16 protein-coding genes and 3 pseudogenes are annotated in these 22,326 nt (G+C 67.9%); 8 read left to right on the top strand and 11 right to left on the bottom strand.

Going from position 1 to position 22,326, the window contains the following annotated elements:
* Positions 1 to 19 precede the first annotated feature (19 nt).
* Positions 20 to 313, bottom strand: coding sequence for a hypothetical protein (locus tag ACWGJ5_RS41515; RefSeq protein WP_453314793.1), 294 nt, complete (start codon positions 311 to 313; stop codon positions 20 to 22).
* A 357-nt stretch (positions 314 to 670) separates the two neighbouring features.
* Entirely contained in the window at positions 671 to 1,264 is a 594-nt protein-coding gene (locus ACWGJ5_RS41510) for a hypothetical protein (RefSeq protein ID WP_453314792.1), read from the bottom strand.
* A 968-nt stretch (positions 1,265 to 2,232) separates the two neighbouring features.
* Here ACWGJ5_RS41510 and ACWGJ5_RS41505 point away from each other — a divergent pair.
* The 4 genes and pseudogenes from ACWGJ5_RS41505 to ACWGJ5_RS41490 all read left to right on the top strand — a co-directional run bounded on the left by ACWGJ5_RS41505 (position 2,233) and on the right by ACWGJ5_RS41490 (position 7,137).
* Positions 2,233 to 3,201: a peptidoglycan-binding protein gene (locus ACWGJ5_RS41505; RefSeq protein WP_453314809.1), complete on the top strand. Its 969-nt coding sequence runs from the start codon at positions 2,233 to 2,235 to the stop codon at positions 3,199 to 3,201.
* Positions 3,191 to 4,126: a helix-turn-helix domain-containing protein gene (locus ACWGJ5_RS41500; RefSeq protein WP_453314808.1), complete on the top strand. Its 936-nt coding sequence runs from the start codon at positions 3,191 to 3,193 to the stop codon at positions 4,124 to 4,126. The genes ACWGJ5_RS41505 and ACWGJ5_RS41500 overlap by 11 nt, the downstream gene beginning before the upstream one ends.
* A 177-nt stretch (positions 4,127 to 4,303) precedes the next feature.
* Positions 4,304 to 5,473, top strand: a pseudogene (locus tag ACWGJ5_RS41495) (IS1380 family transposase); the annotation flags it as partial.
* Positions 5,474 to 5,760: 287 nt separating this feature from the next.
* Positions 5,761 to 7,137 carry an IS1380 family transposase gene (locus tag ACWGJ5_RS41490; protein ID WP_453314791.1) on the top strand — a complete coding sequence of 459 codons (1,377 nt, stop codon included), beginning with the start codon at positions 5,761 to 5,763 and terminating at the stop codon, positions 7,135 to 7,137.
* Between the two features lie 179 nt (positions 7,138 to 7,316).
* On the opposite strand, the gene ACWGJ5_RS41485 is transcribed toward ACWGJ5_RS41490, so the two are convergent.
* The 3 genes from ACWGJ5_RS41485 to ACWGJ5_RS41475 all read right to left on the bottom strand — a co-directional run bounded on the left by ACWGJ5_RS41485 (position 7,317) and on the right by ACWGJ5_RS41475 (position 14,374).
* Complete coding sequence (locus ACWGJ5_RS41485) at positions 7,317 to 9,773, bottom strand: SpoIIE family protein phosphatase (RefSeq protein WP_453314790.1); 2,457 nt, start codon at positions 9,771 to 9,773, stop codon at positions 7,317 to 7,319.
* A gap of 416 nt (positions 9,774 to 10,189) precedes the next feature.
* Positions 10,190 to 12,895, bottom strand: a complete 2,706-nt coding sequence (locus ACWGJ5_RS41480) for a helix-turn-helix transcriptional regulator (RefSeq protein WP_453314789.1) — start codon at positions 12,893 to 12,895, stop codon at positions 10,190 to 10,192.
* Between the two features lie 657 nt (positions 12,896 to 13,552).
* A complete protein-coding gene (locus ACWGJ5_RS41475) occupies positions 13,553 to 14,374 on the bottom strand; it encodes a hypothetical protein (protein ID WP_453314788.1) in 822 nt (273 codons plus the stop codon).
* A 671-nt stretch (positions 14,375 to 15,045) separates the two neighbouring features.
* On the opposite strand from ACWGJ5_RS41475, the gene ACWGJ5_RS41470 reads away from it, so the two are divergent.
* Positions 15,046 to 16,314 (top strand): hypothetical protein, encoded by a 1,269-nt coding sequence (locus tag ACWGJ5_RS41470; protein WP_453314787.1) that lies wholly within the window; start codon positions 15,046 to 15,048, stop codon positions 16,312 to 16,314.
* A 108-nt stretch (positions 16,315 to 16,422) separates the two neighbouring features.
* Here ACWGJ5_RS41470 and ACWGJ5_RS41465 read toward each other — a convergent pair.
* Positions 16,423 to 17,643, bottom strand: a pseudogene (locus ACWGJ5_RS41465) (IS30 family transposase).
* 18 nt (positions 17,644 to 17,661) lie between these two features.
* On the opposite strand from ACWGJ5_RS41465, the gene ACWGJ5_RS41460 reads away from it, so the two are divergent.
* Positions 17,662 to 17,796: a hypothetical protein gene (locus ACWGJ5_RS41460; protein WP_453314786.1), complete on the top strand. Its 135-nt coding sequence runs from the start codon at positions 17,662 to 17,664 to the stop codon at positions 17,794 to 17,796.
* A gap of 221 nt (positions 17,797 to 18,017) precedes the next feature.
* Here ACWGJ5_RS41460 and ACWGJ5_RS41455 read toward each other — a convergent pair whose 3' ends face one another.
* Positions 18,018 to 18,554 carry a DUF6624 domain-containing protein gene (locus tag ACWGJ5_RS41455; RefSeq protein ID WP_453314785.1) on the bottom strand — a complete coding sequence of 179 codons (537 nt, stop codon included), beginning with the start codon at positions 18,552 to 18,554 and terminating at the stop codon, positions 18,018 to 18,020.
* 97 nt (positions 18,555 to 18,651) lie between these two features.
* The gene (locus ACWGJ5_RS41450) at positions 18,652 to 19,035 is read right to left on the bottom strand and encodes a hypothetical protein (protein WP_453314784.1); all 384 of its coding nucleotides are present in this window, start codon (positions 19,033 to 19,035) and stop codon (positions 18,652 to 18,654) included.
* Positions 19,036 to 19,213: 178 nt separating this feature from the next.
* On the opposite strand from ACWGJ5_RS41450, the pseudogene ACWGJ5_RS41445 reads away from it, so the two are divergent.
* A pseudogene (locus tag ACWGJ5_RS41445) lies at positions 19,214 to 19,891 on the top strand (tyrosine-type recombinase/integrase); the annotation flags it as partial.
* On the opposite strand, the gene ACWGJ5_RS41440 reads toward ACWGJ5_RS41445, so the two are convergent.
* Complete coding sequence (locus ACWGJ5_RS41440; protein ID WP_453314783.1) at positions 19,806 to 20,573, bottom strand: MerR family transcriptional regulator; 768 nt, start codon at positions 20,571 to 20,573, stop codon at positions 19,806 to 19,808. The pseudogene ACWGJ5_RS41445 and the gene ACWGJ5_RS41440 overlap by 86 nt on opposite strands.
* A gap of 193 nt (positions 20,574 to 20,766) precedes the next feature.
* On the bottom strand, positions 20,767 to 21,120 hold the full coding sequence (locus tag ACWGJ5_RS41435; protein WP_453314782.1) for a hypothetical protein: 354 nt from the start codon (positions 21,118 to 21,120) through the stop codon (positions 20,767 to 20,769).
* A 72-nt stretch (positions 21,121 to 21,192) separates the two neighbouring features.
* Here ACWGJ5_RS41435 and ACWGJ5_RS41430 point away from each other — a divergent pair, with 72 nt between their 5' ends.
* Positions 21,193 to 21,588, top strand: coding sequence for a hypothetical protein (locus tag ACWGJ5_RS41430; RefSeq protein WP_453314781.1), 396 nt, complete (start codon positions 21,193 to 21,195; stop codon positions 21,586 to 21,588).
* A gap of 60 nt (positions 21,589 to 21,648) precedes the next feature.
* On the opposite strand, the gene tpx is transcribed toward ACWGJ5_RS41430, so the two are convergent.
* Positions 21,649 to 22,149, bottom strand: coding sequence for a thiol peroxidase (tpx, locus tag ACWGJ5_RS41425; protein WP_453314780.1), 501 nt, complete (start codon positions 22,147 to 22,149; stop codon positions 21,649 to 21,651).
* Positions 22,150 to 22,326 lie beyond the last annotated feature (177 nt).

Here is a 22,326-nt window from a genome sequence, read left to right as displayed (position 1 = left end):
GGCGTCGTCCGTTGATCAGCTATTGGAGCAATGCCGACAGCCGCGGCCGGAGCCAGAGCGGGTGTCGTCCGAGTTGGAGACCGAGGACGCCGGGCTCCTCTGGGCGGACCAGGACGTGGTCGGTCGTGAGGCTCACGAGTCGGTCAGTTCGCAGCCCGTATTGCAGGACGAGACAGCCAGCGACGCGGTCGGTGATGCGCTCGGACTCGTCGGTCTCCAGGCGGAGAGCGGTGAGGATCCGGTCGGCATCGCTCATGATCGCCCGGTCGACGGTCCTGGTCGCCGTGGCGATCGCGACGTTCTGAGGGATCAAGTGGGAGGTGGCGGCCCAGAGCAAGAAGGAGCGGGCTTGGTTCTGGCGGGGCTTGTTCGCGATCAGCCATCGGTCGACGACGGTCTGAGTGACGCTGTCGAGAATGCTGCCGCGACGGCGACCATGAATGCGCAGGGCGCCAAGAGCGGTGCAAAGGCCACGGTCAGGAACAGCAGGTCTGCCATGCCTGCCAAGGCATCGCAGGGGAAGGGTCGGTTCCTCCGCCTGCGACCCTCCTGATCCGAAACGTCTGAGCGCTCTACTTGGCGATCCCCGCCAAGTAGAGCGCTCAGTCACAGTCAGCCCGATGTGACTGATAAGTCTCCAGCTGCAAAGCATCGTTCTTCGGCGGCCCGTTCAGCAGGGGACGATCTTCCACACGTGATACCAGTTCTGCGAGCTGGCGGCGGAGATCGGCGGGAGGCTCTCGTCGATTTTGTTGCCGTGCTTGTCGTAGAACTTCGCAACGCGGGTTCCGTACTGGCGGTTCACATAGGATCCGGTGCCGGTGTAGTTCATGGGGTAGGAGTGGCAGTAGTACATCGGGTCTTCGCTGCCGGTCCAGTATTGGCCGCTGAAGGCGCAGAAGTAGCCGTTCTGGGTGGTGGCGTACGGGTTGCAGATGCTGCTGTAGGCGGGGGCGGTGCTGCCGTGGTCGGTGAAGGTGCGCGGGTGCGCCTCGCCGGGGATGGCGACGCGGATGGTGCGCTTGTCGTCGACCTTGATCTCGTTGAGGGAGATCTGCTTGCCGCCGCTACGCCGGAGGTACTTGGCGACTTCGGCGCGCAGCGCGCCGTCCTGCGCGGGGGTGAGATGCGCGGCGCGGGCCTGGTCGGCGAACGGCTCGGGCGTGCTGGCGCTGGCGGTTCCCGCCCTGATCGAGAGTGTGAGCAGTGCAGCGGCTGCGGAAGCGGTGGCGATCTTCCTTATGGTGTGGGTTCGGCCGGTCATGGATGTTTCCCCCTGATGCGTGGTTGATGGGGCACCGGCGACGCTGGCAGCGGTGGCCGGTGGCGTCGAGGCTGAATATTGGTCAGATCTGACGCATTGATCATGTGATCAATGATCTGACCTGGTTTAAGGGCATTCCAGCCCTAGATAAGAGGGGCGGTCAGTGGCGGCTCCGTCGCTTACCGTCCCCTTTTCCCGAAGGACCGGAAGTTTGCAACCAAGGGCGAGCCGAGTGCTGGATCCGTAGGCTTGAAACACACTCAGAGGTCCGGCACGCGCCTGTCCGGCCCGCGTGGGTGGTGACGCCGGCGGGCCGACAAACCCGAACAGGACAGTCGAGACGCCAGTCGGCCAGAAAGTCAGGCCCACCCGCGGCGTCACCACAAACGTCTTCACTGTCAGCCAAGTTCCCAGTCGATGTGCGACCACCCGGGGCCGAATACCCGGCCGCGGACTTCGGGACTGGCGATGGAGTTGCCCCACGGAACCTTGCAGTAGCCGCCACCGGAACCGCACTTGTACCAGTGCTTGTTCCCGTGACTGTCGTAGCCCTTCACTTGGAGCGCGGCATTGCTGCTGCCGCCGCGAATGTACCAGCGGACGCCCAACTGATATCCCGGATAACCGAAGACCGAGCAGTTGCCCTTGGACGGTGACCACCCAAACGGGGTGGCCGTCAGGTTGCCTCCGCACCGAGAAGCCGCGGTGGAGGGCTGAGCGGTGGCGCTCCTGGGTGCCGGCGCTTGGTGGGATGCCGGTGCGGACGCTGCGAAGCCAGCTCCCGCCCCCGCCAGGCTGCCCGCGGTGATCCCGACAGCGACAGTGGCGCTGACGAGTGCCCTCGTCAACACATTCGAACGCATTCGTTTTCCTCTCGGATCGCAGAGCGGCGCCTGACTGGCTGGCCGCATGACAAGGTTTCTAGACAGACTGGTGTGCCGATCGCCACTCTTATCGGGCGTCTCACGATGTCTCGGGACATCCCAGGTCCTGACGTGCGGCGATGGGGAGCTTCTCGGGAAGTCCTGCTGCGTCGTGGGGGTGTGACGTCGGTGGCCGGATTCGCGTTGGGGGACGCGGCTTCGGGGCAGGCGGGGTGGCAGCGTTGGCCGGGCATCCAGGAGAATCATGCTCAGGGGGATGTCATGAGGTGGAGAGAACTGCCCCAGACCTTGGATCCCAACGGCCGGCGACTCGTGCAGGAGTTGCGGCGGTTGAAGGATCACAGCGGTCTCACGCTGCGGATGCTCCAGGCCAGGACGCCTTTCAGCGGCTCGTCGTGGGAGCGGTACCTCAACGGCAAGGCGCTGCCGCCCGCGGCGGCTGTCGAAGCCCTCGCTGGTCTGACCGATGCTGACGCCTCATCGCTGCTGGCCCTGCAACACGCAGCACAAGAATCTGGCGCCGCGACGGAACACCCCCGTCGTGATCGTGTCGCGGAGACGGCCCCCCGACTGGCTCTCGCCCCCGCCGGTCCTCCCTCTGCCTCTTGCGTGGGCCTGGGCCGAGGCCGAGAGCACGATCAGGAGCTGGAGAGAGTACACGGGGTGGCCCTGTCCCTCGTTGGAGGCGCCCTGTTGCTCTCCGCCGTCGTTTCCGGGTGGCTGATCGCCGACCGCCCCGACGCTGCCGGCCATCCTGCGGGCGGTGCCACCGGAGTGGGCAGCTACAGCTGCGCCTATGTCCGGCACGGAGATCTGATGCTCACCGGCAATAGCTCCACCAGTTCCGACGTCGTCGCGTTGAACATCACGGGTCCCGACGTGGCGGAAGTGCAATGCCTCCTGCGCCTCCATCACCTGTCACCGGGCGACGTGGACGGCTACTTCGGTAAGCGGACGGAAGCACAAGTGAAGAAGCTGCAGCAACAAGGCCACATCCCCCCGGACGGAATTGTCGGTGAAGAGACGTGGTCCTTGCTGCGCCATGTGGAGTGACCTTCTACTGCGGCAAGAAAGGAGAATCCGAGAGATGAGGCACTTACCCGGGAGGTCCCATTGGAGGACGTTGCCGCACACCTTGCCCGCCGCGTACCGGGATCTGGTTAGTGACCTGCGTCAGCTCAAGGACCGTAGCCGTCTGAGTCTGACGGAACTGGGAAGGACGACCGCCATCAGCAAGTCGTCCTGGGAGCGCTATCTCAACGCCAAACAGTTCCCTCCCCGGCATGCCGTACAGGCGCTGTGCCGGGCGGCGCAGGTGAGCGAGGAAGCCGTACTGCCTGGCTGGGAACGCGCGGACGCAGCATGGAACCGGCCCGGACACACCGCGTCCCCGGCCGAACCCAAGCCGGACCAGGCCACCGCTCACCGTGACGGTGGCATCGACGACAGGGAACGCAAAGCCCCCCGCAGCCTCGTGCATCGAGCGCTGATCACTGCTTCCGCTCTGATCACCGCACGGCCTTGGGCCACCACGGCGGGAGTCCTCCTGCTGTGTACGGCAATGCTCGCACCCGCCGCCATCATCCACGCCTCCTATAAAAGCGGCCCGGCGGCCGCTGGGCGCCCGCCCATCTGCCAACTGCGCTCCTGCGAGGGCCGTGACCCCCAGGCCACGGCATGCGAAGATCCCGTAACGGTGAGTTCGCGCATCGCGGCCGACGGAACCCGACTGGAAATTCGACTCAGCCCTAGCTGCCAGGCCGGGTGGATACGCAGCTGGCCCACACACGGCGGATTCCGTGTCCAGGTCACCAGCCCTGACGGGCATGCTCAGGCCACCACCGCTCCAACTTCCCTGCCGACGGCCGGAGAGATGGTCACTACCACCATGATCGCCGCCGCGCACGCCACGGGACTACGGTGCTGCTACTACCCCTCAGCCGGCCGACCCGACCGGGAGTGCTTCAACGCCCGATGACCGGCTTCAGGTTAACCGACGAGGTAGGCGTAACTAGCCTCGCGCTTTCATGAAGCGGGCTGTCCGATAGGCGGTCAGGTAAGCGAAAAGCGCCTCTGACCAGCGAGAATGAGGATTGCTGAGGTCCTTGTTCCCGCCCCTGTCGGAGGCACTTTCCAGGTGAAGCAGCCTACCGGGGCGGTCGCGCTCGGCGTAGACTGCCTCGCCGACGTCGCACTGCTGCGCTCCGAGCCGGCCGTGTTCAGACCGGTAGCCTCCGACCCGACGGTCTCCCGCCTGATCGACACCGTCGCCACCGCCGGCGGGAAGGCACTGACCGCGATCCGCGCGGCTCGGGCCGAAGTCCGCAGCCATGTCTGGAAGTTGGCTGCAGATCGGACTCCGGACGCCGACGGGCGGGTGACCGTGGACCTGGACGGAGTGCTGGTCGTCGCGCACTCAGACAAGCAGGACGCCGCCCCGACCTGGAAGAAGACCTACGGCCACCACCCGCTGATGGGGTTCGTCGACCACGGACCGGGCGGAACCGGGGAAGCCGTCGCGGCCCTGCTGAGGCCGGGCAACGCAGGCTCGAACACGGCCGCCGACCACATCAGTGCCGCCCGCCTCGCCCTGGCCCAGTTGCCGAAGAAGTACTGGGGCGGGCGGCAGACCCTCATCCGTTGCGATTCCGCAGGCGGCACTCAAGAGTTCGTCGGCTGGCTCGCCCAGCACGGGCGCTGGTTGTCCTACTCGGTCGGCATGGTGATCACCGAGGCCATCCACAGCCACGTCCTCAAGATCCCGGCATCGGCCTGGACCCCGGCCGTCGAGACGGACGGCGAGGTCCGCTACGGCGCCTAGGTCGCCGAACTCGCCGGCGACGTCTTGGGCGGCTGGCCCAAGGGCATGCGGCTGATCGTCCGCAGGGAACGGCCTCACCCGGTGCCCAGTTGAGAATCACGGACGCTGACGGCATGCGGATCACCTGCTTCGCCACGAACATCCCCGACCCGCCGATCGCCGAACTCGAGCTCCGCCACCGGCTGTGGCCCCGCGCGGAGGACCGCATCCGGGCCGCGCGTTCGACCGGCCAACCTGCCCCTGCACGACACCGCGCAGAACCAGGTCTGGCTGGAGATCGTCCAGATCGCTCTCGACCTGCTGGCCTGGATGCCCATGCTCGCCCTGACCGGCAAGGCCCGGCTCTGGGAACCGCGCCGCCTGCGACTCCGCCTGTTCACCGCCGCCGACCAGTTCGTCACCACCGGCCGTCGCCGCATTCTTCGCCGAGCCCGCCACTGGCCCTGGACCCACGAGATCACAGACGCTCTCGAACGGCTCGCGCTTCTGCCGAACCCCGGCTGAACAGCGGATTCGCCTGTCCCTACGAAAAGAGGACCCAGCCCGGAGCAGTGGAACCCGGCGCCCACCCGACGCGACACTCGGGCCGCCAGCATGCCCGCCGTCAACCACGGAAAGCGAAACGGTCCACCGACTCCGTCGGCGGACCATCATGCAAGATCGAGGCTAACCTCGCGCTTTCACGAAGCAGGCCGCCCGAGGCTTGATCAAGAACGCGGGGAGTGGATCTGACCTGCAACGATAGGACTTGCTGAGGGTCCTGTGGCTGCAAGGAAAAGAGCACTTTCCAGGTGAGAGAGCCCATCTCGTCATACCCACGTGTCCGAGTCCAGGGAGACGGCCGCCAGGTGGTCTCGCAGGCCGGTTCGGTGCTCCTGGGGGAAACGGTCCGCAAGGCCGGTCTTGACCAAGCGCTATCCGCCGCGCTTGCTCCGTGGCGGAGGCCGCGGGCCGTCCACGATCCGGGGAAGGTCATCCTGGACCTCGCCCTGGCGGTGGCGCTGGGCGGGGACTGCCCAGCCGATGTAGGCATGCTGCGGGCCGAGCCGGCCGTGTTCGGGCTGGTCGCCTCCGACCCGACGGTCTCCCGCCTGATCGACACCCTCGCCGCCTCCGGAGCTACCGCCCTTCGGGCGATCCGTGTTGCACGGGCCGAAGTCCGAGATAGAATCTGGCAGTTGGCCAGCCGGAAGGCGCCAGACGCGGACGGGACGGTGGCCATCGACCTGGACGGGGTGCTGGTGATCGCGCACTCCGAAAAGCAGGACGCCGCCCCGACCTGGAAGCGAACCTACGGCCACCACCCGCTGATGGCCTTCGTCGACCACGGCCCGGGCGGCACTGGGGAACCCGTCGCGGCGCTGCTCAGGCCGGGGAACGCGGGGTCGAACACCGCCTGCGACCACATCGCCGCAGCCCGCCTGGCCCTCGCTCAACTGCCGAAGAAGTACAGGCGCGGACGACAGACGTTGATCCGCACCGACTCCGCGGGCGGTACCCACGACTTCGTCGCCTGGCTCGCCCAGCGCGGGCGCTGGCTGTCCTACTCCGTCGGCATGGTGATCACCGGCGCGATCCACCAGCGCGTGCTGAAGGTGCCGGAGTCGGCCTGGACACCGGCCGTCGAGGCGGACGGAGAGATCCGGGACGGCGCGTGGGTCGCCGAACTCACCGGTGACGTCCTGGCCGGCTGGCCAAAGGGGATGAGGCTGATCGTCCGCAAGGAACGGCCTCGCCTGGGGGCCCAGTTGAGGCTCACCGACGCGGACGGCATGCGGCTGACCTGCTTCGCCACCAACACCATTGCCCGGCCGATTGCCGATCTTGAACTGCGTCACCGCCTTCGGGCCCGGGCCGAGGACCGCATCCGGGCCGCCCGGGCCACCGGGCTGCGGAACCTGCCCCTGCATCACACGGCCCGGAACCGAGTCTGGCTCGAGATCGTCCAGCTCGCGTTGGACCTGCTGGCTTGGATGCCTATGCTCGCGCTGACCGGCAAGGCCAGGCTCTGGGAACCCCGCCGCCTGCTGCTTTGCCTGTTTGCCGCAGCCGGGCAGCTCGTCGCCACCGGGCGTCGGCGGATTCTCCGCCTCGCCCGGCACTGGCCCTGGACCAGCCACATCACTGCCGCCCTCGACAGGCTCACCCAACTCCCGAACCCTGGCTGACCAGCAGGTTCCCTGTCTCAACGACAGCACCACCTGACCCGGAGCAGTGGAACCCGGGGCCTACCCGAGGCGACACTCGGGCCACCGCCCTGCCCACCCTGAGCCGCAGAACGCGAAGTGGTCCGCCAACTCCGTCGGCGGACCATCACGAAAGATCGAGGTTAGTGATCAATGGCTTCTTAGTGCGGGACGGGGTCGTGTGCGTGTGAGGCTGTAAAGGGCAGGTCTTGGTCGACCCAGACGAGCTTGCCGCCCGTTGCGGAGCGGAAGCCCCACCTGCTGGACAACTGGGCGACCATCATCAGGCCTCGGCCGTTCTCGTCAACAGTGCAGGCATGGCGCGGGCGCGGGTAGGAGCCTCCGCTGTCAAAGACTTCGCAGGTCAGGACTTGGTGGTGGATGAGCCGGAGCCGGATCGGGCCGGCGCCGTGGCGGATGGCGTTGGTGACCAGTTCGCTGATGACCAGTTCTGTGGTGGGCACGAGAGGCTCCAGCCCCCATTCACTGAGTTGACGGGCGGTCAGGTGCCGGGCGGTGTGGACGGCGGTCGGCTCAGGCGGCAGTTCCCAGGAGGCGGTCTGGGTCGCGTTGAGTGTGCGGATCCGGACAAGGAGCAAGGTGACGTCGTCGGATGCTGCCTGAGTCGGCACGGTTTCCATCACTGAGGAGCACAAGTCTTCCAAGGACTGATCAGGCTGCGCCAGGGAGGCGCCCAGGCGGTGCATGCCGACGTCGATGTCCTCGTCACGGGACTCGATCAGGCCGTCGGTGTAGAACGCGAGCACGCTGCCCTCGGACAGTTCCAGTTCCACGGCCTCGAAAGGGACGCCCAGCCCGACGCCGAGGGGGGTTCCTGCGGGGAGGTCGGGGAAGGTGACCCGGCCCTGTGGATCGGTGATCGCGAGCGGGGGGTGCCCGGCCCGTGCCATCGTGCACCGCCGGGTGGCCGGGTCGTAGATGGCGTACAGACAGGTAGCGCCCAGAACCACGGGGAATTCGTCCGGGCCGTCGGCGTCCTCCTCGGCCAGTCGGCGGACCGTGTCATCGAGGCAGGCCAGCAGTTCGTCGGGGGGCAGGTCCAGGTCCGCGAGCGTGCGGACGGCGGTGCGGAGCCTGCCCATCGTCACTGCAGCGTTGATGCCGTGTCCGACCACATCCCCGACGACGAGGGCCACCCGGGCGCCGGACAGTTCGATCACGTCGAACCAGTCGCCTCCGACGCCGGCGTCCGTGTCGGCGGGCAGGTAGCGCGAGGCCGCCTCGACCGCCGTGCCGCCCCTCAAACGGTGGGGGAGCAGGTTGCGCTGCAGCGTGAGGGCCGTGGTGTGTTCGCAAGCGTATTGGCGGGCGTTGTCCAAGGACAGTGCGGCCCGGGTGACCAGCTCCTCGGCGAGCAGCAGATCATCCTCACTGAACGGTTTGGGGTCTTCGGTGCGGATGAACACCGCGACACCCAGCACGGAACGCCGCGCACGGATTGGCACGACCATCACGGAGTGCATCCCGTTCTCACGGATCTTCTGCGCCCGCGCCGGGTCGTGGTCGAGCCATGTCCCAGGCGAGGTGTCCAACACCTGCTCCAAGTGGGACCTCCCCGTGCGCAGGACGCTGGTGAATGGCGAGTCCGGTGAGATGAACACCGTCTCCCCCCGCGCCCACGGGGATTCCGGGATCCCCGGGTGGATCGAGGCCAAACCGGCACGGTGGAGAACAGGGGGGTGATCATGTGTCGTGTCGATTCGGGCAGAGGGCTCTTTGCCGAACGGAACCGAGTCTGCCAGGTCGACGATGGCGTAGTCGGCCATCAACGGCACGGCAACGTCGGCCAGTTCCTGCCCGGTCTGCATGACGTCCAGGGTGCTGCCGATGCGCGTGCCGGCCTGGCTGAGGATGGCAAGGCGCTCGCGCACCCGCCGGCTGCCGGTGACATCCACGATCATGGAGCAGACCCCCAGCGATTTGCCGTCCGCGTCCTGGAGGCAGAAGAACGAGACCGAATATGCGTGCTCCCGGCGCGGATCTTCCGGCGGCCATGCCCGGTACTCGTGGACCGTGGAGTCGCCGCTGTCCAGCACCTGCCGCGCCACTACCTCAAGCGCTTCGTTCTCGAAACCGGGCACCAAATCCGTCAGCCGGCGTCCGAACCGCCGGTCACGAGGAACGCCGTCGAGGCGCTCCATCGTGTCGTTCGTCCAGGTGCAACGCAGCTGCAGGTCACGAACAACGATGCCGATCGGTGCGCGGGTGAGAAGCGACTCCCGCACCGATCCATTGATCATCCCCGAGGAGAGCGTGCTCATGTCGGTGAGGGATACCAACCACCGCAGGGTTGCATCCTGTCCCCGCAGCAGCGAGAGGCGCAGGCTCAGGTTGAGTGTGCGGCCATCGCGGTGGCGGACCGCCACGGTGCCGGACCAGCCACCCTGGGCACGGCACTGCTCGGCGAACGCTGATACACCCAGCGGCTCCTCAAAGGACGGCAGCACGAGTGCGGCGGACTGGCCCACCACCTCCCCGGCCGAGTACCCGACAAGCCGCTGAGCGGCCTGCGTCCACCCGATCACCGTCCCTTGTTCGTCGAGCATCGCTATCGCTGCGTCGGCTATCTCGTAGCGCTTCTGGTCGGTGCTCGTCATGGCGGTCGATCACGTCCTTGTCTGGATCTCCTTGGCTCGCGACCTGGGTGTCGCGTCCGTGGGTTCTTGGGCGAAGCCTCGAGGAGGTTGGACTTCTGGGCGGTCACTCCCTTGCGTCTTTGGCGGGAGTGGGCCGTGTGCTATCCACCGTCGCGTTACGGATCGCCCATGACGCCCGTGGAAGTCCCTGGTAAAGGCCCTGGGGTGCCCCCTGGGGTGCGTTCCCAGGGGCACCCCAGGGCGACCCGGTTTCCCGCGAGACGTGGCCTCTCCAGCGCGACGCCGCCGCGATGAATCCCCACCGTGCACGCAAATGAACAGACAGTCACCGAGTGGATGCGCCGCCCACCCCAAGCCTCTCGGCGCCTACCGGGGTGCGTGCTTGGCCCACGCGGTCGTCGGTGGGGCTGGAGTGCTCAGCGGAGCTCTTTGCGCGAGGTAATGCCGAGTTTCATGAACACGTGGCGTAGGTGCCACTCCACGGTGCGCGGACTGATGAATAGCTGGGCGCCGATCTCCGTGTTGGTGTGCCCCTCGCGGGCAAGCCGGGCGATGTGCGCTTCCTGGGCGGTGAGCACGTCACGGGGTCCGGCCGTTGGTTTGCGCACCGTCTCCCCGGTGGCCAGCAACTCGCGTCGGGCGCGCTCGGCGAAGGCGTCCGCCCCCATGCGTCTGAACATCTCGTAGGCATCGCGCAGGTGTCCGCGGGCGTCCACTCGCCGGTTTTCCCGGCGCAGCCACTCGCCGTACAGCAGGTGGGCGCGGGCGAGATGCACGGCAATACGGGTGCGCTTCAGCCGCTCGATCGCTTCGCGGTAGAAGTCGTCAGCAGCCTGCCCATCGGTGAGCAGTGCCCGTGAGCAAGCCTCGGTGCCCAAGGCCCACTCGGTGCCGCTGGCCCGCGTTCGTTCCTGCAATCGCTGAAAAGCCGCGGCGGCGGCCTCCTGCCGGCCACTTCTGACCCCCGCTTCGATCAGCTCGACCAACGCCACGCCGAGAATACCGAGATCGTCATACTCAACCGTCCGCTGAGCTGCAAGCAGCGCCGTGGCGTAGTCACCGAGACCGTTGTACAGCACCGCGGTCGCATACCCGGCCCAACCGAGCAGCCTTCCCTCGCCTCGTACCGTCGCGTCGTCGCAACTCGTCTTGATCAGGTCCAATGCCGGGGCCGGATGACCGCGCCAGGCTGCAAGGACGAGCGAGGTGTTCCTGAAGTACGGGCTGCCGGTGGCCTCGGAGATGGCGTGAGCTTCCTCGACCAGCGCCGAGGCCTCGGCGAACTCTCCGGCATACATAGGAGCCCACGCGCGGTAGGCGAGCGCCATGGGAAGGAAGCCGAGGTCACCGGCGTCACGAGCCCGCTCGACCATCCGGTTGTCCAGCTCATGCCACATCTCGTCGTCCCACAGGTCCCAGGCGACCGATCCAGGGTGCGACAGGATTGCGAAGCACGTCTTGCTGCTGTCGGCTTCGCGGAGCAAGGCATTCAACGCTCGCTTCAGCGGTGCCACCCCGGCCGCATAGCCGTCGGTGAACCGTCTTGCCAGGCCGTACACGAGGAGATCGATGGCTCGCGACGACTCAGGCGGCGTAGGCAGGGCGCCGACCTGCTCAGCCACCTCCCGTACTCCGCCGCCACTGTTGAGTCGGCCGGCGTAGTCCGCTGCACCGAACGCTTCGAGGTAGCTCTCCCGAGCCGAGGCGGGATCGATCGGCTCAAGAAGTTTGGCCGCGTGCACCAGCAGCGGCGGAACGTCACTGCCGCGGCTTTGGGCGAAGGCGATCTCCCCGCGCAGCCGCTCCAGCCGGGCACGCTGCAGCTCGTCCAACGGGCCCAACTCCGCAGTCGCGGTCAGCTCGTACGCCGCATCAGGCGCCCCAGCGTCCAGCTTCGCCTCAGCGGCCGCGAGCGCACGGGCTCCACGCCGGGCTGCATCGGGTGTCAGCTCGGTCGCCCGCTCCAAAAACGCCGCCACCGCCGCGCAGCCGCCGCGGGCTCGTGCCCGCTCAGCCGACTGCTCCAACTCGCCGGCAACTTCCTCGTCCGGGCCCAGCGCGGCACGGGCGCGATGCCATGCCCGGCGATCAGGGTCGAGCTGCGGATCGGTGGCGTCGGCCAGCGCGCGATGCACAGCTTGGCGGTCGGAGAGGGGCGCGTCCCGGTAGACCGCCGAGCGCACCAGCGGATGACGGAACCTCACCCGGATACCCAGTTCGAGCAATCCGGCACTCTCGGCTGGTGCTGCCGCCTCCGCCCCGATCCCAAGCCGTTCAGCCGCACGCCACAACAAGGCGACATCGCCGACAGGGTCGGCCGCCGCCGTCAACAGAAGTCTTTGCGTCGGTGGCGGAAGCGACTTCACCCGCACCAGGAAGCTCTCCTCGATGCGGCTCGCCAACGACCCAGCGCCAAGCACGTTGAACCCGCCGGCCAGCTGCGCCGGCGTCAACCATCGAGGCAACGCCAGCAGGGCCAGAGGGTTGCCGCGTGCCTCAGCGACCATTCGGTCTCGCACCTGTGCGTCCAGTCCCCCGCCGATCGCCGACTCGATCAACGAGCGCGCATCCTTGTCATCGAGCCCTGCAATCGCCATCTCCGGCAGACCATCCAGCTCGGTTTCGCTGATCTCCCGCACTGCGAACACCAACAAGACCGACTCGGCGAGCAACCGTCGACCGACAAATGCCAGAGCCTGCACGCTGGCCTGATCAAGCCATTGCGCATCATCCACCAGGCAGACCAACGGCTGCTCCTGCGCGATGTCCGAAAACAACATCAGGACCGCCGTACCGATCACAAAGCGATCCGGCGAGTCCCCGGCACGCAAACCGAACGCAGCCTCCAGCGCGTCTCGCAGCGGACCCGGAAGATGCTTCACCTCGTGGATCATCGGGACACACAGCTGATGCAAGCCGGCGAACGCGAGCTCCATCTCCGACTCGACACCCCCGGCACGGACGACACGGCACCCCGACGCCTGCCCCGCCAGGTAGTCAAGCAACGCCGACTTGCCAATCCCCGGCTCCCCACTGATCACCAGCGTGCCGCTGTAGCCCGATCGCGCCTCGGCGAGCAGCTGGTCGAGCCGTCGACATTCGGCAGTCCTGCCGCGCAACATGGGTCCGAGTCTCCTGGACTCATCCTACGACCGGGGCACCACCCGCACCGCCTCCAGACCCGGGCGTCACGGCGCCGCGACTGGGGTCACCGAAGCACCCCTGACGATCCGCGCCTGAAAGGAACCGCCGATCTACCCGGCGGCTCCCTTGCCGCGCATTTCGTGATCACAGCAGGCGATGCAGCGCCCGCAAACGCGATCGAGGGTCACGCTGAACATGCCGATCCGCGACACATCGTAGCGGCCCGGGTTGTCAGTACTCCGCACGCGCCACGGGCCAGCTATGGGTTCGCCCCGGACCGCCGCCCCGCCAGCCGATCACCGCAGGGTCGCTTAGGATCTTGCCGCGGTTGCGGATAATGCGCCCCGCGTCTCCTGCCGAGGGACGCGTGCGACTCTGCTCCTCAGGTGATCCACGGCCTCCTCAGGTGATCCACGGCCGCGGTCGGCCGCCACGGCGCCAGGACGATCCCGACGATCAGCCCCGCTCTGGCGCGCTGTCCCGCCCGCGCCGCAAGGTGGTGGCGGAGAAGAGGATGCCTCCGGCGGGGGCGCTCCGGCTCCGGGATGGCAGGGGCCGGCTGCGCGAGTGCGGGTCGAGGGTGGTTCGGGTGGGGGTCTGCCATCTCGTCTGCCGTCGTCCCAGGCAAAGCCGTATCAGCCGGGGCCTTCCTGGTCCAGGTCGTTCGTCCAGCTGGGCGCTCCACCTGGGCCAGGAAGGCCCCGCCCGATACCACTGCGTGTGGGACGACGGCAGACGGGATGACAAAGAGACAAGGTGCGGGGCGTGCCAGGAAGCCTTGCCCACCGAGCGACGTCACTTGGTGCTGGCGATGCGTCGTCGAGTACGCCCCCGGCAAGGCCGGCACCGGGGATGGCACGGTCTACCGAGTGATGACCACTTTTGTGGATCCGGATAACGAGCAGGCCGATCATGGTCCGCACCCGGCAGTGTCCGGGTCGGCCTGTGCGCTGGCAGCCAGCCCATAAATACAGCAACGCGGGCAGGTTCCCCGATTGCGGGTATCGGCTCACCCCGGTGCCTCCCATATCCGGGCGGCTCGCCTCGGCACCGGGCCTGCGGGTCTGCGGGACGAACGCATCGACCACATCCTTGCCGGCCTGCAGGCGGATCTCCTCGCGGCGGGCAGCGACGTAGGCGCGGACCATCTGATAGGAGATGCCGACGGCGTCGTGCTCGTCCAGCAACCGGTCGTAGATCCGCTTGACCGTGTGCCGCTGCTTCCGCGGAGCGGTCAGGTCTGCCTTCAGGACGGCGTCGATCACCGGCTTGTAGGGGTCCAGCCGCGTCGCCCGCGGCCTCATCTTCTTCCGTGGCTCTGGCAGAGCCGAGATCAAGGCCCTCTGCGCGGTCTCGTAGCCGACGCCGTACTTCCGCATGAGCGCGCGCATCGACATGCCGGTCCTGGCGTCACGGCGGATCGCCGCGTACAGATCGACCTTGGACTTCGGCAGCACCCGGGCCCCCTCGTCGTGCAGAGCACAATCAGGGTCCCGAAGCAAGCACCGAGGTGCTCTCGAAACTCAGCAACATCACTCTCACGTGGAACGTGGCGTTCGCGCTGCTGAACAACAGGCGTTCGCGAAACTCACCTACAAAGCCAGGCTGCGTCCTACCAGCGGCGTTGCGGAGCTGGGCGCCTCCGACCCATGCATCGAGGGAGGCGTGCGGTCGTCCCCAGGGGACCCATCGCGTCCGGTCTGCGCATAACCCTCTAGACCTAGGTGAGAGAGCCGTCGCTGTGTGCGGGACCGAGACAGGCCCCCGCACCGAAGAAGGAGACCTCACGTGGACGACCGCAACCGCGCCCTGTCTCTGGTCGGGACTGCCTCCGCCTTCTCACCGGTTCTCCTGCTTCGCACAGGCGCTCCCTGGTGGGCGATCGCGTTGCTCGTCCTGCTGGCCGCTGTGTGCGGCACCCTCACTCCCCGAAGTGGTCGAGGCAGCCCACGAGGACTTCGCCGCCCTCCAGGGCACCGACATCTCCCGCCCCCGGCGAGGCCGGGGAGACCCGGCGGCAGCCGGGCAGGTCGGGCCAATGGCGGTGCGTTTGGGTGTATCGCCGAGTAGGCCACGCGAATAGTATTCGGCAGTGAAATCAAGCAAACGTTCTAGATATGGGCGGGCGTTGGGGACGCTGTGCGTCGGTCTCGCCGCTGTGGCGGCCTCGCTGGTGGCCGCGCCTCCGGCCGCCGCCGCCACGCCGTTCGCCGCTCTGCCGTCAGATACGGTCAAGACGTTCCAGCTGAGCATAGACCGGACGTCGGACTACGACGCCTACGGCGCTGCCATCCGTGGCGTCGAGCAGACCGGCGCCGTCACCCGGGTGACCCCGCTCGACGTGGCCGAGTCCGGGCAGCACACCGGGCGAGCGGCGCTGTGTCATGACACGGGCCTGGACGGCAGTCTCAAGTACGACGGGTTCTGCTGGGACACCACCGACGACAACACCAGCGCCTACTCCAGCAGCGGCGGTTGGCACCCGCAGGGCTTCACCGCCTCGCACGACGCGACGGGCAGCACCTACGACGGCCACAACCTCTACCTCGCCTCCTGGTACTACGGCGACGGCACCACCGAGAACCAGTTCGCCCGCATCACCATCGCCGAGTCCACCGGTACGTCGGTCACCTACGGTCACGTCCTGCTCGTGCAGCCGACCGGTGACGCGAACGGCGGTAGCTTCATCCCGATCACGAACGTCCACGCCGACGGCATCGTCTGGTACGGCAACAAGCTGTTCGTGGCCAACGGCGGCCAACTCCTCGTCTTCGACACGCAGTACCTGTGGAGGATGAGCAGCACGTCGAGCGACTACGTCGGCATCAGCGGCGGTGTCTCCTCGGCGCGCTACCACCAGTGGGCGCTCCCGCTCCAGGGCGTCTACTACACCGGCGACCGCAGCCTGGACCCGCGCGCCTGCGCCGGCGGCAGTGGACAGCCGTGCCTCGGCTCGCTCAGCCTCGATCGCTCGGCCAACGGGCCTGCGCTGATCTCGGGCGAGTACCGCACGCATGACGCGGGCCCCGGCGGCCGGGTCATCCGGTGGCCCCTGAACGACGCCACCGACCTGCCGCGCGCCGACAACGGCACGACCGTCGGCACTACGACGGCCACCGCCGGGTACAGCACGCCGGTGTACCAGATGCAGGGCGTGGCCACCGACGGCACCTGGTACTACATGGCCGGCGAATGTCCCACCAGCTGGGTCGCGAACCCCATCGCCACGGGGGCGTACTCGTGCATCCACCGGGCCCAGCCGGGAGGCGACCCCTCCGTCATCACCCGGTCGCCCAGCCTCACGCAAAACCTCTCGTACAGCCACGCGTCCGGCCGGCTCTGGGGCCTGAACGAGTACACAGGCCATCGCGTGGTCTTCAGCATCGACCCGCCGTGAGCCCGCGCACTACCGCGGAGCTGACCGACCGCCAGTGAGGCGGCCCGGCGAAGGCCCCCGGCCTGCCCGGCGGTTTCTAGGGGTCGTTGCAACACGTGGTTGTGTTGATCATGCCGCGAGCAGTTTATGCAGGCGCTCGGCTGGGGTTTCCCAGCCGAGCGTTTTGCGTGGGCGGCCGCAGCTCGGCGGCCACGGCCACCAGGTGCTCGCGGGTGTGGACGGACAGGTCGGTGCCCTTGGGGAAGTACTGCCGCAGCAGGCCGTTGGTGTTCTCGTTGGAGCCGCGCTGCCAGGGGCTGGCCGGGTCGCAGAAGTAGACCGGGATGTCGGTGGCGATGGTGAAGGAGCCGTGGGCGGCCATCTCGGCGCCCTGGTCCCAGGTCAGGGACTGCACCAGGTGCGCGGGCAGCGTCTGGACGGTCTCCACGAGCGCGTCGCGGACGCGTTCGGCGGTGCGGCCCCCGGGCAGGTGCAGCAGCATGACATAGCGGGTCGGGTGGCCCGCTCGACGAGGGTGCCGATGGCAGAGTTGCCGTCCTGGCCGATGATGAGGTCGCCTTCCCAGTGGCCGGGCACGGCCCGGTCCTCTGCCTCGGCCGGGCGTTCGCTGATCATGACCATCGGGGTGGTGAACCGCGGGGTGCGCTGCTGTGCCTGGCGGCGGGGCTTGCGGCGGACGCGGCCGGTGCGCAGAGCCCTGGCGAGTTCGCGGCGTAGCTCGCCCCGGCCCTGGACGTAGAGGGCCTGGTAGATCGTCTCGTGGGCCACGTGCATCTCCGGCCGGTCGGGGAACTGGGCCCGCAGAGCCTGGCAGATCTGCTCGGGGCTCCACCGTATGTCCAGGTGACGCTGGATGAAGTCCCGCAGCTCTGGGTTCTGGCCGATTTTCCCGGGCTTGGGGCGGGGCCGGCGGGCCTGGGCTCGGGCGTGGGCGGCGTGCGGCCGGTACTGGCCGTTGCCCTGATGCCGGTTGCGGCGGATCTCGCGGCTGATGGTGGACGGGCTGCGGCCCAGCTCGGCCGCTATCTGGCGGATGGTGGCCTTCTCCCGCAGCCGGTCGGCGATGTGGATGCGGTCGGCCTCGCGCAGATACCGGGACGGACCCTCGGGCGGCACCACGGCGAGCACCGGCGGTCTCGCCTTGTCCTTGCCAGAGGCGGCCCGGCCGTTGCGCCACCGCTTGCCCGTCCGGTAGTTGATCCCGACGCGTTTGCAGGCTTCGGCGCTGCTCAGGCCCTGGTCCATGAGCCGGAAGTATTCCTCCCGCTCACGGACCAGGATCTTGCAACCCTGAGCCTTGCCCCGGTTCTCCCGGATCTTGAAGTCCATCGCACCCCTACAGCTGGGGTGCTGCGACGACCACTAGAACCCAAGGAGCTGCCGGGGGCCTTCGCCGGCGTCTCGCCCGACTCGCTCGGCCTGCAGGCGGACGATCCCGAGCTGATCGACAAGTGGATGGCCGAGGATGGCATCGCGAGGTGACGTGACGCGATATCGCAGCTCTGGGCGCGTCACGTCACCTGCCATGGCCTTTGCCGCCGGTGTGACGTTGGCAGCGCCGTGCGGTGAGCACACCGGCCGGCGCGAGCGTTTCGGTGTCCGGGCGTGGCCATTGCCGACGCGGGGCGTTGGACATGGCCACGCCTGCCGTGAGTTGGCGCCGTCCTCCTACCGCGGACGCGAGGGCGCTGACGTACGCGGGGTCACCCTTCCCGCATACGCTTGTCGTACTCGGCGTGGGGTTCCAGGCCCATAGCGGCCCGTCGTTCGTCGAGCCGTTCGGGATCGGCGATCGGCTGGGGGCGCAGGTTCGTGCCGTCGTCCTCGTGGGTGTACTGGGTGCCGTACATCTGGGGTTGGCCGTCGGCGACCAGGACGCGGTCGGTCAGGTACGCGAGGTGCCGAGGAGGGGCATCCTCGGCGGAGACCGCATCACGCAGCAGCTTCAGGGCCTCCTTCTGGAACGACACGTCCTGATCGGCGTGCTGGGCGAGCAGCCATGCGTCCTCGGCGCCCTGCTCGCCTACAAGGGAGATCCCCGGCCACCCGTACTTGGTGAGGACCGCCTTGAGCCATGCAGTGTTGCGGGCGTCGATCTGCGGGAGGGCGCCGACCTCGCCTGTGACCAGCCAGTGCCGCCGGGCCCTCTGATCGGTTTCAGCCCGGCGGCGCAGCTCAGCAGCGAGTTCGCGCTTCAGGCCGTCCGCCGCAGCTCGTGGGCCGGGTATAGCAGCGCTCATGGGGTAGCCGTCGGCGTGGGTGTGGCGAACGGAAACACTGGAGAAGTCCTCTGCGTGGCAGGGTCATCGGTGAGGGCCAGGGGCCGATGGATGACGCTCATACCGTCCTCTCGTATCTCGCTTCCAGGTGCTCCTTCACCGGGCCCGCCAGTTCCTTGTAGAACGGTGTCCTGTCGGCGGCCTGGAGTACCTGGGCGCAGATAGTCAGTTCTGCCACGCGTGCGGCCGGGGTGTCGAGGATGTGGGTGAAGGTCTGGCGGACACGTGCGGCCGTGACGGGGGTGTGGAGCGAGTAGAAGTAGAGCTGGGCGGCGTCGAAGGCGACTGGGGCTTGCCCCCAACCTTCCCAGTCGAGGATGGTGAGGTCGGGGCCGGCGAGATTTGACCAGTGGAAATCGCCATGGGCGGTGGACCATTCGATCTCACCAACGTCGCAGCCGTTGTATTTGGGGACGGCTCGGCGGATGTATTCCTCGCGCACGGCGATGCGTTCGGTAGGGGCTTTGGCAAGGGAGTCGAGTGCGGTCCGCAGCTGCGCCCACCATGCCGCGGGGAGGGCCGGATCGTGTTCGAGGACTGGTGAGCGGGAGACGATGCTGGCGTTCGAGTGTTGATACAGCTCCGCCCGGTACGCCCAGTCGGCGGCCTACCAGTGGTTCCACAGCCGCTTTAGGCAGTGGATCGCCGAACTCGACCTCGGTCAGGTCGTCCCGCACCAGGCTCGGCATACTCTGGCCACCAGCCTGCTGCGGCACGGGGCCAGCTTGACGCACATCCGCCGCTACCTCGGCCAGGTCTCCGACCGGATGGCCGAGCACTACGTCCACCTCACCCAGTCCGACCTGGACAACGTCCTCCAGCACGTCTGGGTCGCCGGCCCCGGCACCGCCAGCCCTGGCGAGCTTCTGACTGGCCAGTCCGCCACCGCGCTGACCCGTGAGCAGGCCCAGGCCCTCGCCATCGACCTCACCCGCCGCAGCACCCCGGCAGAAGGCGGCTTCTGCACCTTCCAGCCCGTCGTCGACGGCGGCGCCTGCCCCTGGAACCTGGACTGCCACGACTGCGACAAGTTCGTCCTCTCCGGCGCCGACCTTCTCTACTGGCGACGCAAGCGCGAGCAGTGGCGACTGCTGGCCGAAGGAGCCCCCGACGACGCCACCGAAGTCAGGGCGATACGCATACGGGTCCGACGGTTCATAACCAGATTCCTTGGGCACATGAGGATGACGGGGCGAGCACAGCAGGCGCGAGTCAGGCGGGGCTGTGGCGGGCGCGGTCCAGGTACTCAGCCAGCTCTCGCCAGTCGTCGGCCGGAGCAGCAGGGTCTCCCGACATAGCGGCTGGATCGTCGTGCCAGGCCGCCCTCACACCGGCGGAGATACCGACATCGCCGCCGGTGAACAACGTGCTCAGCTCATCCAAGCGGGCCACCAGCCGGCGGACCTTCTGATCAGTGGCAGGAGTTCCAGCCGCACGGAGTCGTTCGGCTCTTCGGTACAACTCGGGCCACTCGACTTCGAGCAGGTAATGCATCGCGGGCCCCAGGGCGGCGGCACGAGTCTGCAGGACCTGTATCTCGTCGGCATCCAGGTGGCGGCCCAGCGTGTGCTCGCCCTCCGGACCGGTGCCGCCGATCGCCCGCAGCGCGTCGAGCAGAGCCGTGGCCGCCGGGGCCTGGTCAGCCGACAGCCCCTCACCGAGTCGCACGAGCCGCTCGCGCAGGACGCCGAGCGCGCCGATGGACGCCTCGACACCCTCCAAGTGATCCCGGACCAGCCGCATCGGATCGACACCCGCATCGAGACAGACGGCGATGGTGTCCAGCGCCAGCCCCAGACTACGCAGCGCCAGCACCTGATAGAGGCGAACGAGGTCGTCCTCGGTGTATTCCCTGTGTCCTCCCGTGGTGCGCTGTGAGGGACTGAGCAGACCGATGGTGTCCCAGTGGTGCAGCGTGCGCACAGTCAGCCCGCTGGCCTCCGCGAGTCGGCCTACTTTCCAGGTTGCAGAAGTGGTCATAGAGCCACCATGCATCCTCACACCGCGTGAGGTTCAAGCCATGGCGGCAACCCTGAATACCACAACTCGCCCCAAGGCAGCCTCGATCCGCTTCGATTGACTGAGGCTCTCGGGGCCATCTATCGGTCTTCGTCACACCCCGACACGCCGACGAGGCGTTCTCGGAACTCGACGACATTCTGGACTCGCTTGATCAACATCTGTTGCCCGAACTCGGCATCAACCGTTCTCGCCTTACACCGACGAAGCCATCGGGGTGACGCTGGAGGATCACGTTCATGCGGTGGACGGGGCACATCATGACCCAGGTGGTGCTCAGGCAGACGGTGCGCACCTGCGCGGCCGCCTCTATGAGCTTGGCCTCGCCAAGGAACTCGCCGACGCCCCGGAACCGGACGACGGCCGGCGCGTTGCGGCCGGTGCCGAAGGGGAAGCGTTCCTGGACGACGCAGCCGCCCAGGACGATGTAGACCAGGCCCCCGTTGCCGTCGAGGGAGACCTCCTCCCCCTGGGTGAAGGTGCGTGTGTCCAGACGCCACGCCCGCACCAGCCGCGACCAGGTCGCGCTGCGGATCGCGATGTGGGTGCTGATCGTGGTTGACGTGCCGCTCTACCCGCTGTGGCTGGTCCAGGTCTCCTACGGACCGGGCAGCGGCTTCCCGAGGGCGACACCAGCTGGTGGGCGCCGGTGGTGCTGCTGCCGCTGCCCGCCGTGGTGTTCTGCGTGATGGCCGGCTGGACCTGGTGGACGCGCGTGGTGGCGCGCTACGGCTCGCCGCTGCGGGAACGGTGGGCCCTGGCGGCCCTTGGGTTCACCGCGGCCACCTCAGTGTTCTGTGGTGTGGCGGCGGCAGACGACCCGTCGGTGTCCATCGGCGTGCTGAGCGTGGTGGTCACCGGGCTGGGCATAACCGGGTTGTTCTTCATCCCGGCCGCCAGCTCCCGCCAGCTCCCCGACGTCGTCAGCCGGCGTGCGGCCGCGGGCACCGGCTCGGCCGGACCTGACGACGTCTGATCGCCCGATCCGGTGCCCGCCGGGCATGCTGCGCGTTGCAGGCCCGGCGGGTTGGACGGGTTACTGGAGGGCGGCCACGGCCGCGTCGTAGTTGGGCTCCTGGACGATCTCGGACACGAGTTCCGAGTGGAGAACCTTGTTGTCGGCGTCCAGCACGACGACGGCACGGGCGGCCAGGCCGCTCAGCGGTCCGCTGTGCATGGCCACACCGTAATTGGTGAGGAACTCACGCCCGCGCATCGTGGACAGGGTGACGACATCGCTCAGGCCCTCGGCAGCGCAGAATCGCCCCTGTGCGAAGGGCAGGTCTGCGGAGATGCACAGCACCACGGTGTTGTCCATGGTCCCGGCCAGCTGGTTGAACTTGCGCACGGAAGCGGCGCAGACGCCGGTGTCGAGGCTGGGGAAGATGTTCAGGACCTTGCGCTTGCCGGCGAAGCTGTCCAGCGAGACGTCCGACAGGTCTTTGCGGACGAGAGTGAACGCTGGTGCCTTGTCCCCGCGCTTCGGGAAGGTACCGCTGACGGTGACCGGGTTTCCTTTGAAGTTGACGTTCGGCATGAGTTGTCTCCTGGTCATTGAGATCTCGTGGAGGGCTTCCCCCTGGGGCTTCGTGATCTTCCCATGCACCCTTCACCTTGCACCGGTCTTGGGCAGACAGGTCGTTCGTTAGTGGGATACGCGCGTGAGGTCACGGTCCGGCGCGGAAGCGCAGGGCGGGGCCTTACGGCGTCAGGG

It is taken from the genome of Streptomyces sp. NPDC054783 (genome assembly GCF_053611725.1).
This window is presented reverse-complemented; position numbering and strand designations above follow the sequence as displayed.